The organism is Achromobacter sp. JCM 18799 (genome assembly GCF_055395645.1).
This window is the reverse complement of the sequence record NZ_AP043866.1, coordinates 6,954,768-6,971,977: the sequence shown is the minus strand read 5'-3', so window position 1 is coordinate 6,971,977 and position 17,210 is coordinate 6,954,768. Positions and strand designations below refer to the sequence as shown.

General features: G+C 66.6%; 14 protein-coding genes. 3 read left to right on the top strand and 11 right to left on the bottom strand.

Annotated features, from left to right (window positions below; genetic code table 11):
• The 4 genes from ACZ5YA_RS32980 to msbA form a co-directional block, all read right to left on the bottom strand.
• Complete coding sequence (locus ACZ5YA_RS32980) at positions 1 to 1,473, bottom strand: GGDEF domain-containing protein (protein WP_165867816.1); 1,473 nt, start codon at positions 1,471 to 1,473, stop codon at positions 1 to 3.
• 154 nt (positions 1,474 to 1,627) lie between these two features.
• On the bottom strand, positions 1,628 to 1,756 hold the full coding sequence (locus tag ACZ5YA_RS32975) for a hypothetical protein (protein ID WP_262422092.1): 129 nt from the start codon (positions 1,754 to 1,756) through the stop codon (positions 1,628 to 1,630).
• Positions 1,757 to 1,979: 223 nt separating this feature from the next.
• Positions 1,980 to 3,785, bottom strand: coding sequence for a monovalent cation:proton antiporter-2 (CPA2) family protein (locus tag ACZ5YA_RS32970; protein WP_464091765.1), 1,806 nt, complete (start codon positions 3,783 to 3,785; stop codon positions 1,980 to 1,982).
• Between the two features lie 171 nt (positions 3,786 to 3,956).
• Positions 3,957 to 5,732, bottom strand: a complete 1,776-nt coding sequence (msbA, locus tag ACZ5YA_RS32965) for a lipid A export permease/ATP-binding protein MsbA (protein WP_059380411.1) — start codon at positions 5,730 to 5,732, stop codon at positions 3,957 to 3,959.
• 107 nt (positions 5,733 to 5,839) lie between these two features.
• On the opposite strand from msbA, the gene ACZ5YA_RS32960 reads away from it, so the two are divergent.
• From ACZ5YA_RS32960 to ACZ5YA_RS32950, 3 genes are read left to right on the top strand one after another with little or no spacing between them, the layout of a single operon-like run.
• Positions 5,840 to 6,808, top strand: coding sequence for a glycosyltransferase family 9 protein (locus ACZ5YA_RS32960; protein WP_118932251.1), 969 nt, complete (start codon positions 5,840 to 5,842; stop codon positions 6,806 to 6,808).
• 20 nt (positions 6,809 to 6,828) lie between these two features.
• On the top strand, positions 6,829 to 7,593 hold the full coding sequence (locus ACZ5YA_RS32955; protein ID WP_059380413.1) for a YdcF family protein: 765 nt from the start codon (positions 6,829 to 6,831) through the stop codon (positions 7,591 to 7,593).
• Positions 7,584 to 7,874 carry a YkgJ family cysteine cluster protein gene (locus ACZ5YA_RS32950; protein WP_059380414.1) on the top strand — a complete coding sequence of 97 codons (291 nt, stop codon included), beginning with the start codon at positions 7,584 to 7,586 and terminating at the stop codon, positions 7,872 to 7,874. Before ACZ5YA_RS32955 ends, ACZ5YA_RS32950 begins: the two co-directional genes overlap by 10 nt.
• Before the next feature lie 30 nt (positions 7,875 to 7,904).
• Here the strand turns inward: ACZ5YA_RS32950 and ACZ5YA_RS32945 are convergent, their stop codons facing one another.
• From ACZ5YA_RS32945 to dnaE, 7 genes are read right to left on the bottom strand one after another with little or no spacing between them, the layout of a single operon-like run.
• Entirely contained in the window at positions 7,905 to 9,053 is a 1,149-nt protein-coding gene (locus ACZ5YA_RS32945; RefSeq protein WP_251877105.1) for a glycosyltransferase family 4 protein, read from the bottom strand.
• Positions 9,028 to 9,753: a polysaccharide deacetylase family protein gene (locus tag ACZ5YA_RS32940; protein WP_464091764.1), complete on the bottom strand. Its 726-nt coding sequence runs from the start codon at positions 9,751 to 9,753 to the stop codon at positions 9,028 to 9,030. Before ACZ5YA_RS32940 ends, ACZ5YA_RS32945 begins: the two co-directional genes overlap by 26 nt.
• Before the next feature lie 24 nt (positions 9,754 to 9,777).
• Positions 9,778 to 10,887 carry a glycosyltransferase family 4 protein gene (locus tag ACZ5YA_RS32935; RefSeq protein WP_464091763.1) on the bottom strand — a complete coding sequence of 370 codons (1,110 nt, stop codon included), beginning with the start codon at positions 10,885 to 10,887 and terminating at the stop codon, positions 9,778 to 9,780.
• Positions 10,884 to 11,636, bottom strand: coding sequence for a glycosyltransferase family 2 protein (locus ACZ5YA_RS32930; RefSeq protein ID WP_464091762.1), 753 nt, complete (start codon positions 11,634 to 11,636; stop codon positions 10,884 to 10,886). Before ACZ5YA_RS32930 ends, ACZ5YA_RS32935 begins: the two co-directional genes overlap by 4 nt.
• The gene (locus tag ACZ5YA_RS32925; protein WP_464091761.1) at positions 11,633 to 12,481 is read right to left on the bottom strand and encodes a polysaccharide deacetylase family protein; all 849 of its coding nucleotides are present in this window, start codon (positions 12,479 to 12,481) and stop codon (positions 11,633 to 11,635) included. Before ACZ5YA_RS32925 ends, ACZ5YA_RS32930 begins: the two co-directional genes overlap by 4 nt.
• Positions 12,478 to 13,581 carry a glycosyltransferase family 4 protein gene (locus ACZ5YA_RS32920; protein WP_464091760.1) on the bottom strand — a complete coding sequence of 368 codons (1,104 nt, stop codon included), beginning with the start codon at positions 13,579 to 13,581 and terminating at the stop codon, positions 12,478 to 12,480. The genes ACZ5YA_RS32925 and ACZ5YA_RS32920 overlap by 4 nt, the downstream gene beginning before the upstream one ends.
• Entirely contained in the window at positions 13,581 to 17,075 is a 3,495-nt protein-coding gene (dnaE, locus tag ACZ5YA_RS32915) for a DNA polymerase III subunit alpha (RefSeq protein ID WP_059380420.1), read from the bottom strand. The genes ACZ5YA_RS32920 and dnaE overlap by 1 nt, the downstream gene beginning before the upstream one ends.
• Positions 17,076 to 17,210 lie beyond the last annotated feature (135 nt).

Below are 17,210 nucleotides of genomic sequence, written 5' to 3'. Positions count from 1 at the left end.
TCAAGACCCGGCCATTGCCACGCGATTGCGGCCTGACTCCTTGGCCTGGTAGACGGCCTCGTCGGCCGCCTCCACCAGGCCGGCGACCGTATCGTCGCCCTGCGGCACAGCGGTCGCGACCCCGACGCTGATGGTGACGATGCCGGCGGCGGCGTCCGCGTGCGGCACCTTCAGGCCGGCAACCGCCCGCCGGATGCTCTCCGCGATCTCCGCGGCGCGCTGGCGGCTGGTATTGGGCAGCAGCACGACGAATTCCTCGCCGCCATAGCGGGCCGCCAGGTCGCGCGGACGCCGGGCCTTTTTTTTGAGGACGCGCGCCAGCGTCGCCAGCAGTTGGTCTCCCTGCTGGTGGCCGTAGCGATCGTTGTAGCGCTTGAAATGGTCGGCATCCAGGAACAGCAGCGATAGCGGCACGCGCTCGCGGCGCGCATTCTGCCATTCGCGCTCCAGCGTTTCGTCGAACGCGCGCCGGTTGGCCAGGCCGGTGAGCCCATCCGTGCGCGCCTGTATCGCCAGCTGCGTCTCGACCGCCTTGCGCAGGATCATCTCGCGCCTGAACAGCACGATCAGCGCCACGACCGACAGCAGCAGCGCCGTAGTGACCAGGATGATGAAGAGCGCGCGGCGGTCCCAGGGCTCCATCAGCTCGTCCACGTCCATGGCCACGTCGATGATGAGCGGCGTGTCCTCGATGCTGGCGAAGGTGTAGTAGCGGTTCACGCCGTCTGGAGACAGCGCGCCGACGAACGAGCCTTCGCGGCGGATCAGGAATTGCTGGAAATCCAGCGCCATGCCGATGTCGCTGCCCAGGTCGTTCAGGGAATATGGGGCGCGCAACAACACCAGGCCATCGTTGCGGAAGACGCTTATTTCGTCGCGCTCGCCGATCGACAGCGCGGCAAAGCGGTCGCGGAAATAGGCCAGGCGCAGCGAACCGCCCACCACGCCGGCGAAGCTGCCGTCCGGATTGGACAGGCGCCGGCTGATGGCGATGCTCTCGTCGCCACCGCGCAGGCGGCTGCGGTAGGGTTTGCTGACATACATGCCGACGTCGTCGGCATCGCGATGCACCTGGAAGAAATCCCGGTCGGCGAAACTCACATCCGGCGCATCCAGATCCCCGGAGTGGTAACGGATATTGCCGTCCTTATCCAGCACCACGACGGCGCCCAGGTATTCGGCGGTGGATGGCCGGTCGAACAGGAAGCGGTGCTGGGTTTCAGGCGCCAGCTGAGCCAGGCCCGGTTCGCGCAGGCGTTCGGCCATGCCCTGCAGCGACAGGTCGTAGACATGCAGGGTGCGGCTGATGTCCGCGGACAGCACGCCGGTGATGTTGCGCGCCGAAGCGTGGGCGGCGTCCCAGGTGGCGCGGCGGTCGATCCAGAGCAGCGCGACCGCGGCCGCGCAGATGCCGATTGCGACGAGCACCGCCAACGCATACAGGGCGCGTTGCACAAACCCGCGAGACTTCAATACGGCGCTCCTACGCCGGGGACGTCCGGGGGACGCGGATCATTCCGGCAGAGATTTACGCCGCAGATGATGCCGCCGCCGGACAAGCCGCGCAAGATCCGCCCCTAAAAAACCCCAGCGCCGCCCGCGCGGCGCTTTCCGCGCCGCAGCTTCCTCAGGTCGCCGCGACCGCCGCGATGCGGAAGGGAAAGGCCTTGGCGCCCTTGGCCCTGTCGGTTTCGCGGTGCGCGCCAATCGACCATGCCGGACCGGTTCCGCCCGTGTGCGACACCAACTGGCGCATGGAGCCCGCCGAAAATCCGCATCGCAAGGCCCGGGCCTGCCGCCGGGCCAGTTCTACTCCAACAGCGTGCGGTGTCGTGGAAATCCGATCCGATTGCAGCATGGCAGCCCCCTGGCAAATGCTCGTCATGGATGACGAGTCAGTGCGGATAAATCTACCTCAGCCACCAGCGCCTGCGCGTGAAATGATGCGAAAAGTAATGCAACGATCAGGAAATAGTCTATTACACCGACGGGCTGGGCGCGGCGCTCTCGGTTTCCCGATCGGGCTGGTCGTTGCGGCCGTCCGGGGCGCTGGTCATATTGCCGTAAAGCAGCGAGCGGCCGGCGAACAGCCCGCCGGCCACCTCCAGGTCGAAACGCTCGGTGTCGCGCCTGCGCACATCCTGCACCACCTCGGCGGCTTCATCGGGTGGCACGCCGATCACGCGCAGCGCGGCCTCGCCAAAGGCCAGCGCCGATTCCAGGGTTTCGCGCACCTGGTAGTCGACCCCTTCCTTGGCCAGCGCCAACGAATGGATGCGGTCGTATGCGCGCACCACCACCCGCACCAGCGGGAATTCGGCCTTGATCAGCTTGACCATGTGGTTGACCGCCTTGGGGTCGTCGATGCAGATCAGGATGGCGCAGGCATTTTCCGCGCCGGCGGTGCGCAGCATGTCGATGCGCGTGCCGTCGCCGTAATAGACCTTGACGCCCCATTTGGCCGCTGCCCGGATCGCGTCGGTGTCGATATCCAGGATGGAGACCGTCAGGTCGCGGGCCAGCATCGCCTGGGTCACGATTTGGCCAAAACGCCCGAAGCCCACGATGAGGGCGCAGCCCTCCAGATCCTTGGCCACATCCACGTCTTCCATCGAAGGCTGCGGCTTGGGCAGAAGCCAGCGCAACGCCAGCACGCACAGCGGCGTGAGCGCCATGGAAATGATGACGACTGCAGTCAGCACGGCGCCGGTGTGGGCATCGAAGATGCCGGCGGCGGCTGCCGCCCCGTACAGCACGAAAGCGAATTCACCGCCCTGCGCCAGCAGGGCCGCGCGGGTCATGGCCTCGGCGTGGGTCGCGCGCAGCACCCGCGCCACCACGTACACGCCCACCGATTTCACCAGCATGAACACCGCCACCGCGGCCAGGATCAGCGGCCATTCGCGGGCCACCGCCGACAGGTCCAGCGACATGCCCACGCCCAGGAAGAACAGGCCCAGCAATATGCCGCGGAACGGCTCGACTTCGGCCTCCAGCTGATGGCGGAAGGTGGATTCGGACAGCAGCACGCCTGCCAGGAAGGCGCCCATCGCCATCGACAGGCCGCCCAATTCCATCAGCAGCGCCGCGCCCAGCACCACCAGCAAGGCGGCTGCCGTCATGACCTCGCGCGCATGCGCGGCGGCCAGCAGGCGAAACAGCGGGTTGAGCAGCCAGCGGCCGGCGGCCAGCAATGCCAGGATGCACGCCACCGCGATGGCCGACTGTATCCACGGATCGCCATGGCTGGAATTGCCAGCCGGCGCCAGCAGGGTCGCCAGGGCCAGCAGCGGCACGATGGCCAGGTCTTCCAGCAGCAGGATCGAGACGATGCGCTGGCCCTGCGCGCTGGCGGTGTCGCCGCGTTCGCCCAGTATCTGCATGACGATGGCGGTGGACGACAGCACGAAACCCATCGCGGCCATGAAAGCCGCCGGACCCGACAGCCCCGCCAGCAGGCCGACCACCGTCAGCAGTCCGCCGCAGGCCAGCACCTGTGCGACGCCCAGGCCGAAGATCTCGCCGCGCAGCTTCCACAGCCGGGAGGGCTGCATTTCCAGGCCGATGATGAACAGGAACATCACCACGCCCAGTTCGGCCACGTGCAGGATGGATTTGGGATCGGAGAACAGGCCCAGGCCAAAGGGGCCGATCACCAGGCCGGCGGCCAGGTATCCCAGGACGGATCCCAACCCCAGGCGCTTGAACAGGGGAACCGCGACGACCGCAGCCCCCAGCAGGACGACGACATTGACTAGCTGATTGCCTTCGGCAGGCAGGGACATGGGGCGCTCCAGATGCACGGCGGACCAAAGCGCCTCGGGGCGCCGCCCCGCCCGCAGCGGACGGGGGCCGGGCCTGCCGGCAGGCCCGGCTCCATTTTCCGGCAATCCGGACGCTTGGCAATCCGGAAATGCGACAGGAACGAACAACCGCCAGGCCAGGCGGCTGGCCGATCAGTCGTCGCGGAATTGCATCTTGTAGAGCGAGGCGTACAGGCCGTTGGCGGCCAGCAGCTCGGCGTGCGGGCCTTGCTCGACGATCTTGCCGGCATCCAGCACGATGATGCGGTCGGCATTCTGCACGGTGGACAGGCGGTGGGCGATGACCAGCGTGGTCCGGCCCTTCATCAGGCGCTCCAGCGAGGCCTGGACCTGGCGCTCGGATTCGTTATCGAGCGCGGAAGTGGCTTCGTCCAGGATCAGGATGGGCGCGTTCTTGATCAGCGCGCGGGCGATCGCCAGGCGCTGGCGCTGGCCGCCGGACAGGCGGGCGGCGTTCTCGCCCACCGGCGTATTGAGTCCCTGCGGCAGACCCTCGACGAATTCCAGCAGATTGGCGGCCGCCAGCGCATCGCGCACCTTCTGCTCGCTCGACTTGCCCAACGCGCCGTAGCCGACGTTGGCTGCGATGGTGTCATCGAACAGCACCACGTCCTGGCTCACCAGCGACAGATGTGAGCGCAGGCTGCGCAGCGTCAGCTCGTCGATTGGCGTGTCGTCCACCAGGATGGAACCGCTATCGGCCAGCACAAAGCGCGGCAGCATGTTGACCAGGGTGGTCTTGCCGCTGCCCGAACGTCCTACCAGGGCCACGGTCTGGCCGGGCTCCACAGTGAAGGAAATGCCGTTGACGGTATCGCGGTCGGCATCGGGGAAACGATGGGAGACGCTGCGGAATTCGACCTTGCCGCGCACGGGCTCGGCCAGTTCCTTGGTGCCGGTATCCTTTTCGGGTACCTGGTCGATCAGCGTGAACACGCTTTCGGCCGACACCAGCATCTTCTGCATGCGGGCGGCGACGTTGGTCAGGCGCTTGATGGGGTCGAAAATCTGAGCCAGCGCCGCCATGAAGGAGGCGAAGCTGCCCACGGTCAGGGCGCCGTGGTTGGCCTGGCTGAGCGCCACGGCGATGACCGCGCCGACCGAGATGGAAATGCAGACCTGGGTCAGCGGCGTCAGGGCGGCATCGGCCGTGGCCGTGCGCATGGCGAAGCGGCGCAGGCGGCGGCTGACGAAATCGAAGCGGCCGCGTTCGACTTCATAGCCGTCGAACAGCTTGATGACGCGCTGGCCGTCGATGCCTTCGCCGACCACGCGGGTCAGCTCGGCATTCATGTTGACGGTTTCGCGATTGATGCGGCGCAGGCGCTTGATGAAGAAGCGCGAGATCAGCACCGACACCGGCAGCATGATCAGGATGATCAGCGTCAGCACCCAGGACATGTACAGCAGCACGCAGATCAGCGCGACGACGACCAGGGTTTCGCGCACCAGCACCGTGATGACGTCGGTGGCGTAGCCCGTGACGTTGCCGGCATCGATGGTGAAGCGGTTGAGCAGGCGGCCGGTATCGCCCTGCTTGAAGTCGGCGTCGGGCAGGCCCAGGAGGCGCTCGAACATATCCTTGCGCATGCCCAGCAGCACGTTGTTGGCCACCCAGGCCAGCAGGTAATCGCTGAAGAAGTTGCAGATGCCGCGCAGCAGGATCAGGCCGACCACTGCCAGCGGCAGCGCCCAGACGTAGTACGGCTTGGCGCCCGAAAAGCCGCCGTCCAGCAAGGGCTTCATGATGACTGCCAGGACGGGCTGCGTGGCGGCCGCGCCGGCCATCAGCAGGACGGCAAGCAACAATCCCTTCCAGTAGGAGCCCACGCGGCTGTAGATCCGACTCCAGAGTTCGGCTTTGACGGGTTGGGAACTCGCGGGCGCGTTGCGTGCGGCAGAATTCAAAGGAATCACTCGCTTTTATACAATTGTGGCCAGAATTGTACCGGCTGCGCGACAAGTCGCCGCCCGGGCCATGTCCCCTTCAGCCTTAACGCGCCCAGCGCCCTTCCATGTCCGATATCAGCTGCCTGTACGTCCGCTTGCCCAATTGGGTGGGCGATGTTTGCATGAGCCTGCCCAGCCTGCGCGCCCTGCACGCCAGCGGCCTGCCCCTGGTGATCTGCGCCCGCCCCTGGGCCCGCGACCTGCTGGACGGCGTGGCCAAGCAGGATTTCATCCCCATGCGCGGCAAGGTCGGACCGGACCGGGCAGCGGTCAGCGCCCACCGCCGCAGCCTGGGCGCCCAGGGGCGCCGCGCCCGCGGACTGCTGCTGCCGGACTCGCTGTCCAGCGCGCTGGTGTTCCGGCTGGCGGGACTGCCCTCGGCCGGCTATCGCGACGACGGCCGCAGCTTCCTGTTGCGCTGGCCCGTTGCCAAACCCGGCGACTCGCTGCACGCGGTCCAGTCCTGGCATCACCTGACCCGCGAAGCCCTGACCCGCTGGGGCCTGCCCAGCGGCCCGGCCGAACCCGGTCCGACCCTGGACCTGCCGCTGACGTCCGCCCACCAGAGCGCCGCCGATCTGGCGCTGGAAGCCGCCGGGCTGGCAGGCCAGCGTTTCGTGCTGATCGCGCCCACGGCCACGGGTCTGCACAAGGGCAAGATCAAGGTCTGGCCGGGATTCGATACACTTACCAGGGCCTTGCAGGCCCGCGGTCATACCGTGGTAATGTGCCCTCCTCCGGCCGAAACCGAGGAAGCGCGGCGCAATGCCCCTACGGCGATGCTGCTGCCTCCCCTGTCCCTGGGCGCATTTGCAGCGTTGACGGCACGGGCGGCGCTGGTGATTTGTAACGATTCTGGTGTCTCGCACGTCGCCGCAGCCGCCAACGCCAGCGAACTGACGCTGTTCGGCGTCACGCGTCCGGGACGCACCGGTCCGTGGTCGCCGCGCGCCGTCTGCGTAGGCTCGGAGCATGCATGGCCGTCTGGCGAAGAGGTTGAACAGCAAGCCAACCTTCTGCTGGACGAGACGTAGTAATCAGGATTTTTTTCAAGATGCCCTTGTCCAGCTATCTCACAAATCTGATCATTCCTTACAACTTGAGCCTGACCCTGGTTGCCGTCGGACTGGTGCTGGGTCTGTTCCGGCTCCGCAAGACCGGCGGTTCGCTCATCGTTGCCGGCCTTTTGTGGTCGCTGGCCTGGTCTCTGCCCGCGACGTCGATCTGGGCCGGCGGCGCGTTGGAACACCGCTATCCGCATCTGCCGCCAGCGCAATCCCCGACCGCCGACGCCATCGTGGTGCTGGGCGGCAACACCGCCAACGGGCGCGCCAACTGGTTCCTGCCGTATGACAAGGAAACCGCCGTGGTCCGGATCGACACGGCAGCGCAACTTTATCTGGCCGGACGCGCGCCCAAGGTGCTGCTGTCGGGCGGCGCGCTGGAAGGCGACGTCAGCGAAGCCCGCGGCATGGCGCACGCCATCCGCCAGCAGGGCGTGCCAGACACGGCGCTCATCCTGGAAAACTCCAGCCGCACCACATATGAAAACGCGGCCTTGACCGAGGATCAGCTCAAGGCGCGCGGCATCGGCAAGGTGCTGCTGGTGACTTCCGCGTTGCATATGCCGCGTGCGATGGCGGCCTTTTCCAAGCAGGGCGTGGAGGCGATCGCCGCCCCCGCGCCGCCGCAGATCGTGGAACCCGCCGATGGCTCCGTGCCCCTGTGGCTCCCGAATCAGCGCGCCTATGACGCCAGCCGCTCCATTCTCAAGGAATACGCGGGCCTGTTCATCTACTGGCTGCGCGGATGGGTCTGAACCTGCAGGCGCCCGCCGCGCTGGAATGCCGGCCCGGCTGCGGCGCCTGTTGCATCGCGCCGTCGATCACCCGGCCAATACCCGGCATGCCGCAAGGCAAACCCGCCGGCGTGCCCTGTATCCAGCTGCTGCCTGACATGCGCTGCGCGATTTTCGGCCAGCCGTCGCGCCCGGATTTCTGCGGCGGGCTGCAGCCTCAGGCCGAGATGTGCGGCGCCGACCGCGAACATGCGATCCGCTGGCTGGGCGAACTGGAACGGGCGACGGCGCCCGGCCATTGACGCCAGGCCGCAACGCCGCCTGGACCTGCCTCAGCGGCGTTCTTGCAGCACCTGGTCGTACAGCGCCTCGTAGCGCGCCGCCACCGTTTCCCAGCTTTGCTCGCGCGCGATCTCAAGACCCCGTTCGGCCAGGGCCGCCCGCAACGCGGGTTCGGAGCCCAACCGCTCCAGCGCCTGCGCCAATTGGGCGCCGTCGCGCGGATCCTGCAGGATGAGCGCGTCCTTGCCCGCCGCCAGGTATTGCGCGAAGCCGCAGTAAGCGGGCGAACTCACCACGACCGGCAGTCCGTGCGACATGGCTTCCAGCGGCGCCATGCCGTAGCTGTCGTTCAGCGTCGGATGCGCGTAGATGTCGGCGGCGCTGAAGTAGCGGGCGACGTCGGGCGTGGGGTCGATCAGCGTGACGCGGCTGGCGATGGCGCCCGCCGCGCGCACGCGTTCACGAGTCGGCTCGTCCGCGCCCACGACCAACAGCCGGTATTGCGGCGGCAATTGCGCCAGCGCATCCAATAGCGCCGGCAATCCCTTGCGCAAGGGATTGCGAGCGACCAGCAGGCAGCCGATGGTGTCGGCGTCCCACCCCAGGCTGGCGCGCGTGGCCTCGCGGCCTTCCATTTGCGCCGCGGTCGGCAGCTTGACCCCGGGCGCGATGATGTCCACCGGCAGCTGCGGACCGTAGCTGCGGTGCAGCTGGTCCATGATGAGGCCGGACACCGCCACCACGCGTCGCGCGGGCGCCGGGCGCACGCGCAGCTTTTCCAGCAGCAGATACGTGGCCAGGCGCGGGCTGAGCCAGGCCGTCAGGCGTTGCAGCGGCTTGACGCGGGTCAGCCGGTTGTAGCGCACCGGCGTCACGTGCATGACCTGGATCTCGCCCGCCCAGCCGTTCATGTGCGAATGCACGATGTCGTAGCGGCCGCGGGTCAGGCGGTCGGCGCGCCAGGCGAAATACAGCACGCGCATCCAGCTGGGCAGCCAGCCTGGAAAGCGCACGGGCAAGAAGGGGAACGGCAGGTCGCTGTCGAAATCGCGCGCCACCACGGAGACGTCGTGGCGCTGCCCCAGCACCCGCATCAACTCCACGCCATAAGCTTCAGCGCCGCCGAAACGATTGCCGAAGCGATCGACCAGCAGCGCGATGCGCAGGCGCCGCTCAAGCGCGCCGGCGGGAGTCTTCATACCGGGTCAGGCACTTCTGCAGGAAACGGATGATGTGGGTGGAGCGCGACACAGTGACCCGGGGAAGTCCATAAGGGTCGTCGGAGGCCGACGCCAGACCGCGCTGAATCAGCGTGGCGTTGTCGTAGCCCGCCTCGCGCGCCATGACTCGGTGTTCCGGGCCGTGATCGCCATAGGGGTAGCAGAAGGCAGTCACGGGCGCACCCAATACCTGCTCCAGCTCGTCCTTGGATTGGACGATCTGACGCCGGGCTTCGTCGGGCGATATCCGGGACAAGTGCACATGGTCCAGCGTATGCGAACCAACTTCGTTGCCGGCCTGTGCCCATTCCCGCATCTCGTTCACGGTCATCAGGGCCGAGAAGGGTATGCCTTTTTCCAGGTCCCACACATTGCCGCCATCGAACTGGTGCGCCACGAAATAGTTGGTGGCGGTGAAGCCCAGTTCGCTCAGCACCGGCATGGCGTTATGGTGCACATTGCGGTAGCCGTCGTCGAACGTGATGCCGAACACCTTGCCCTGGCGTTCGCCGCGCACGTAAGGCATGACGTCGCGCATGGACAAGCCGCGATAGCCCAGCCTGCGCATCCAGCGCATCTGCCGGGCAAAGCTGTCGGGGTGCACCGTCAGCCCGCGGAACGGCGTGCCCTTGGGATTGGGCTCGCCGATCTGGTGGTACATGAGTATGGGGATAGACATAGGGACAGATTATAAAGCCCGGCCCTATCCCAGCGTGCGTCGGTATACGTCCAGTGTGGCGGCGGCGAAACGTTCCAGATTGAAGTCCCGCAGGCTGGTTGCCCGTGCCTGGACGCCCATGGCGCGCACGGCGTCGGGATGGTCCAGCATGAAACGCAGCTTGGCGGTGATGGCGGGCACGTCGCGCGCGGGCACGATCCAGCCATCGACCCCATCGGTGACATTCTCCGGCAGCCCGCCCGCGTCGCTGACCAAGGCGGGCAGCCCCAACCCCATGATCTCGCGGCAGGCGAACGACAGGGCTTCGCGGTAGGACAGCACGAAACCCGCATGGCAGGACGCCAGCGCCGCCCGCACGTCATCGAGCAAGCCTGGGAAGCGGACCTGGTCGATCATGCCCAACTCGCGCACCCGGGCGAGCTTGGCCTCGTTGGGCGGGTCGCCCGCCACCATCAGCAGCACGCGCTTGCGGTCTTCCGGCGGCAACGCGGCGACCGCGGCCACCAGGTCCAGCCAGCCCTTGTCGTAGTCTGTGCCGCCGGCGCTGCCCAGCAGCAGCTTGCCGTGCCAGTCGGGTCCGAAGAAGATGGCGCGCAGCTTGTCCAGGCTTTCCGGCGGCGGCGGCGCGAAGAAATTGGTGTCGATGCCGTGACGGATGGTGGTGATGGGACGCTTGCCGTAGGGCGACTGCTGCATCAGGCCATGGACGTAGTCGCTGACCGCGATGGCATGGTCGGTGGCCAGCGCCACCCGCAACTTATGGCCGAAGCTCGCCAGCGGATGGTCGTTGTGCTTGGTGAAAACGATGCGCGGGCGGTGGCGCATGCCCAGCGTCGCCAGCATGACCTGCTTGTGGTCGGCCGAGCCGTTGGCGTGGATGATGTCGAAGCTGCCGGCCTTGATCAGGCGGCGCAGTTGCGCACGGTCCTTGAACCAGGACGAGGGCCGCGTCGTGTACTGCATGTCCTCCACCGCCACGCCCGGAATCGCCTTGGCGTAACGGTACAGGCGGCTGGTGGCCGGCGCCGCGATCGTGATCTGGTGGTCCTTGGACAGGGCCTTGGCCAGATTGATGATGTAGGTGACGTGCCCGCCGCCGTTGCCGGCGTGGAAGTTGGTGTAGAGGATCTTCACTTCTTCTTCTCGGCCAGGAACATCAGCTTCGAATAGCGGAAGAAGCTGCCGGCCGAGGCGACCACGGCCAGCACCAGACCGTGCTTGCCGTCCAGGAAGCCGCGCCGGATCAGGTAGATCCGCACAAAGGTCCAGAAGCCGTGGCCCAGCGCGCCGAAGATCGAGGTGCGCCGGCCCTTGGCGTACATCATGGCGGCCGCGTCGGACGAGTAGCGGTTGACCTTGGTGATCAGCGCGTCCAGGTTGTCGTAGGGATAGTGGTGGAAGTAGCCGCGCATCTGCAGCGGCTTGCCATTGGCCGGCACCACGCGCTCATGCACGGCCACGTCGTTGAACCGCGCCGTGCCGCGCTTGAACAGGCGCAGCACGTAATCGGGCCACCAGCCGCTGTGGCGAATGTCGCGGCCGCAGAAATTCGACAGGCGCGCGATTTCGTAGGCGTCGGCGTGCGGCGCGCGCAGCGCTTCCTGGATTTCCTGGGCCAGTTCCGGCGTGACGCGCTCGTCGGCATCGATCGACAGCACCCAGTCGCCCGTCGCCAGGTCCAGCGCGCGGTTCTTTTGCGGTCCGAAGCCGGGCCAGTCCGGGGTCACTTCCACCCGGGCGCCCAGGGCGCGCGCGACTTCGACGGTGCCGTCGGTGCTGCCCGAGTCCACCACGATGAATTCATCGGCGAAGGCCACGGACTTGATGCAGGCGGCGATGTTCTCCACCTCGTTCTTGGTAATGATGATGACAGATAGCTTCATCCGCGATTCCTGAGACGCTTTTTCCAGACCTTCCAGGCATGAAAGCGCGGCCCCCAGAAGGGATCGCGCGACAGCCAGATGCGCCGGTTCAGCCAGGATCCGCCCTGGTTGCGCACCGCGAAACGATAGATGTGTTCGGGATCCGCGCCGGGGGTGTTCTGGCCGAAAGGGTCGGTAGTGTACAAGTGCCGGAATCCGGCGGCCCGCGCCGCGGCCACGTAGTCCGCGTCGAAATAGCCTTGCGGCCAGCAGAGGTGGTCGCTGACGGAGCCGAGGCGGCGCGTCAGCGTGTCGCGGGACTCCTGCAATTCCTGGGCAATATGGCCGCGCTTGGCGTCGACATCGGCGCCGCAGACCTTGTCCCAGCGGGTATGGGAGTGCGTGTGGGAATGGAACTCAAAGGTGCCCGCCGCCTGCATCGCCTCGATCTCGCTCCAGCGCAGCATGGCCTCGTCGGTCCGGCCTGCGGCCACCAGCTGCTTGCAGGCGTCGTGGTCGGGCGTGGCGGGCAAGGGACCGGCCTGGCCCGCATGCGGGCGCACCGGCCCGTCGCCGATCCAGCCGGTGATGGTGAACAGCACCGCGCGCATGCCGTGGCGCGCCAGCACCGGGTGCGCATGCACCCAGTTGTTCAGGTAGCCATCGTCGAAGGTGATCAGCACCGAGCGCTCGGGCGCGGCGCCGCCGGCCAGGTAGGCCGCGAACTGATCGGCGGACAAGGACTGGTAGCCGGCGCGGGCCAGGCGCGATATCTGCGCCTCGAACACGTCGGGCGTGGCGGCGATCATGCCGCCAGCCGGCGTGACGTGGTGATACATCAGCACCGGAACGTTGGGCGCGTTCATCCCACGCGCTCCGCCAGCCATTTGGCATAGACGGCTTCGGTGGTTTCCGCCAGGCGGGCGGGCGAGAACACGCCCTCGTCCCAGACCATCTTGCGGCCGGCCTCGCCCATGCGCCGCCGCAGATCGGCGTCGTCGATCAAGCGCACCAGCGCGACGGTGAGCGCCTCGGGGTCCTTGGGCGGCACCAGGATGCCGGTTTCGCCGTCGCGGAACATTTCGGACACGCCGCCGACGTCCGTGCCAACCACGGGCAGGCCGCTGGCCTGCGCCTCGACGTAGACGGTGCCGGACGCTTCCTGCTGCGTGGCCAGGGCGAACAGATCGAAACCCGCCAGCAGATTGGGCACGTCGCGCCGCATGCCCATCAGGTGGATGCGGTCCTGCAGCCCCAGTTCGGCCACATAGGCCTGGGTCTGCTCGAACACCGGCGAACCGCCGCCGACGAACACCAGATGCAGCTTGGGCCGACTGGCCATCAGCGGCGCGATCGCGTCGATCAGGTCCTTGTGGCCCTTGGTGGCGCGCATGACGGCCACGCAGCCGACCACGATGTCGTCATCGGCCAGGCCGAGTTCTGCCCGCAGCGTGGAGCGTTCCACGGGCGGCGGCAGCACGATGGGGGAATAGACGGTGGCTACCTTGCCAGCAGGCACGCCACGGTCGATGAGGTGTTGTCGCACATGATCACTGACCGTCGTGACCCTGTGCGGCAGACAGGTGTAGGACCATAGCGATCCCACCTTGTTCGACAGGTGCCGGGTCCGCACGATGAGCGGCGTCCCCGCCAGCCGGCCGGCGGCGGCGGCGGCAATGACCGTATCGCGCCGGCTGTGGGTATTGAGCACGTCGAAGCGGCCTTCGCGCAGGATGCCGCGGATGGTGGCGATGCCCTTCAGGTAATTCACCGCGCCATCCATTTCCAGGGTGTGCACGGGAAAACCGGCGTCCGACAGACGTTCGGCCAATTGCGCCTTGGGTTGGCAGATGGCTTCCATGTGATGGCCGCGCGCGCGCATGGCGGTCATCTCTTTGAAGATCCGGCCTTCCTGGCCGCCGAAGCTGGTTGCGGCTTCCGAGTGAACGATACGCAGGCTAGGCATCAATACGTGACCTCCACGCCATCGGGTTTGGTCCATTCATTCAAGTTGGCGAGCAGCGTGTCGGCCATGCGGACGCGCCACTCTTCGCCCAGGCGGACGGTGCACAGGAAATTGTTCTTGGTATATACGATATCGACCGGCACTCCTGGAATGCCGTTCTCGGGCTCGGCCCGGAACGGATTCAGCATCTGCCGCAGGCGCGCCGCGTCGGCGCTGCCGTTGAGCTTGACGCGCAGGGACTTGGCGCGGGCTTCGCGCGCCAGCTGCAGGTCGTAGAGCTGCTCGGCCACGATGCGCATGCCGCCGGAGTAGTCGTCATTGCTGACCTTGCCCTGGACGATCACCAGCTGGTCTTCGCGCAGGCGGTTGCGGTGCTTTTCGTAGAGCTCGTTGAAGACCGAGATTTCGACCTGCGCGGTGCCGTCGTCCAGCACCGCGAAGACCATCTTGCCGCGGCGGGTCATCATGACGCGCACGCTGGCCAGCACGCCGCACATCCATTGCAGGTCGCGCTGCGGTTCGACCCGCACCAGCTGCATGGGCACGATACGGCGCACTTCGTCGCGCCAGGCGTCGAACAGGTGACCGCTGTAGTAATAGCCCAGCGCGGACTTTTCTTCGGTCAGCTTCTTGTGCAGATCCCAGGGTGCGACCTTGGCCAGTTCGCCGGCCACCACGTCACCGCTGTCGTCGCCGAACAGCGAGGCCTGGTTGGCGCTGCGGGCCGCCTGCTCGGCGGCTTCCATGGCGGTGGGCACCGAAGCCAGCATCGCCGCCCGGTTGGGCTCGATGGTGTCGAAGGCGCCGGCCTTGATCAGGGCTTCGATGGTGCGGCGGTTGACCGCCTGCTTGCTGACGCGGCGGCAGAAGTCGAACAGGTTCTGGAACGGGCCGCCTTCCTTGCGCGCGCGCAGGATGTCCTCGACCGCGCCCTGCCCCGTGCCCTTGACCGCCCCCAGGCCGTAGCGCATGGTGCGCGGCGGCTTGCCGTTCTTGGTGTGCTTGTCGGCGACCGGCTCGAAGCGGTAGCCCGAGAAATTGACGTCGGGCGGCAGCACCTCGACGCCGTTATCCTGGGCGTCGCGGCAGAAGATCTGGACCTTATCGGTGTCGTCCATGTCCGAGGACATGGTCGCGGCCAGGAACTCGGTCGGATGGTAGGCCTTGAGCCATGCCGTCTGGTAAGAGATCAGCGCGTACGCGGCCGAGTGCGACTTGTTGAAGCCGTAGCCCGCGAACTTCTCCATCAGGTCGAACAGCTTGACCGCCAGGTCCGGATCGTGGCCCTTTTCCTTGGCGCCCTGCTCGAACAGTTCCCGGTGCTTGGCCATTTCCTCGGGCTTTTTCTTGCCCATGGCGCGCCGCAGCAGGTCGGCGCCGCCCAGCGAATAGCCGCCGATGATCTGCGAGATCAGCATCACCTGTTCCTGGTAGACGATGACCCCGTAGGTGCTCTTGAGGGTGTTCTCCAGGTCGTCGTGGAAATAATCCACCGCGGCGCGGCCGTGCTTGCGGTTGACGAAGTCGTCCACCATGCCCGATTCCAGCGGCCCCGGACGGTACAGGGCCAGCATGGCGATGATGTCTTCGAAGGTGTTGGGCCGCAGCTTCTTCAGCAGTTCCTTCATGCCGCGCGATTCCAGCTGGAACACGGCGGTCGTGTTGGCGTCGCACAGGATCTTGTAGGCGGCCGGATCGTCCAGCGCCAGGGCCATGACGTCGAAGTCGCGCTTGTCCTCGTTGAACTGGCGCACGTAGCGCACGGCCCAGTCCAGGATCGTCAGGTTGCGCAGGCCCAGGAAGTCGAACTTCACCAGGCCGGCGGCCTCGACGTCGTCCTTGTCGAACTGCGAGACCGCGCTGTTTTCCTGGCCGGGTTGGCAATACAGCGGGCAGAAGTCCGTCAGCTTGCCAGGCGCAATCAGCACGCCGCCGGCGTGCATGCCGATGTTGCGGGTCAGGCCTTCCAGCGGCTGCGCCAGGTCCACCAGCGCGCGCACTTCCTCTTCCTGTTCGTAGCGGTCCTTGAAGGCAGGCTCGTCCTTCAGGGTGCGTTCGAGCGACCAGGGATCCATCGGATTGAACGGGATCAGCTTGGACAGGCCGTCGCAGAACATATAGGGCATGTCCAGCACGCGGCCGGCGTCGCGCACCACGGCCTTGGCGCCCAGCGTGCCGAAGGTGGCGATCTGGCTCACGGCGGCGCGGCCGTACTTTTCCTTGACGTAGTCGATGACCCGTTCGCGGTTGTCCTGGCAGAAGTCGATATCGAAGTCGGGCATGGAAACCCGCTCGGGATTCAGGAAGCGCTCGAACAGCAAGTCGTAGCGGATCGGATCCAGGTCGGTAATGCCCAGGGCATAGGCCACCAGCGAGCCCGCGCCGGAACCCCGGCCCGGCCCCACCGGCACGCCGTTGTTCTTGCCCCAGTTGATGAAGTCCTGCACGATCAGGAAGTAGCCGGGGAAGCCCATCTGGATGATGGTCTTGCATTCCCAGCGCAGGCGTTCGTAGTACTGCTCGCGCTTGGAGGCGCGTTCGGCCTCGTCCGGGAACAGGAACTCCATGCGCTTTTCCAGGCCCTCTTCCGACAGCTGGACCAGGTAGTCGTCCAGGCTCACGCCGTCCGGCGTGGGGAAGTTGGGCAGGCGCGGCTTGCCCAGCACCAGGCTGAGGTTGCAGCGCTTGGCGATTTCCACCGTGTTGGCCAGCGCCGAGGGCACGTCGGCGAAGCGCCGGGCCATTTCCTCGGAGCTGAGCAGGTATTGCTCCTTGCTGAACCGGCGCACGCGGCGCGGGTTGGCCAGGATTTCGCCTTCGGCGATGCAGACGCGGGCCTCGTGCGCCTGGAATTCGAACTCGTCCAGGAACTGCACCGGATGCGTCGCCACCACCGGCAAGCCGGCCTCGCTGGCCAGGCGCATGGCGGCCTGGGTGTAGGCTTCGTCGCCGTCCATGCCGGCGCGCTGCAACTCGATGTAGTAGCTGCCCGGGAACAGGTGCGCCCACTGGCGCGCCAGCGCCAGCGCCGACACGGCGTTGCCCGCGTCCAGCGCCTGGCCCACATCGCCGCCGCGCCCGCCCGACAGGGCGATCAGGCCCTCCTGCCCCTGCAGCCATTCGCGGCGGATCTCGGCGCGGCCCTTGCCCTGGTTCGTCAGGAAGGCTTTGGTCAGCAGTTCGCAGAGATTGAGGTAGCCCTGGTGGTTGCGCACCAGCAGCAGCAGGCGGAAAGGCTTGGCGGGGTCGTCGTCGTTGGACAGCCAGACATCGCAGCCGGCAATCGGCTTGATGCCGGCGCCGCGCGCGCCCTTGTAGAACTTGATCAGGCCGAACAGGTTCGACAGATCCGTCAAGGCGACGGCGGGCTGGCCCAGCTTGGCCACGCGCTTGATGAGGTCGGGGATGCGCACGATGCCGTCCACGACCGAAAATTCGGAGTGTACGCGCAGGTGAACAAATGGGGACGGGGTTGTTACGGCTTCTTCGGACATAAAGGGAATTGTACCTAGTCAACGCGGTCCAAGCCGAGGCCCATGCGGTTGCGCAAAGGACTACGCGGGCGCCTGTGTAACAATACACGTTGCACGTCATCCTCCATTGTTGACATGAGATTTACGCACGAGATT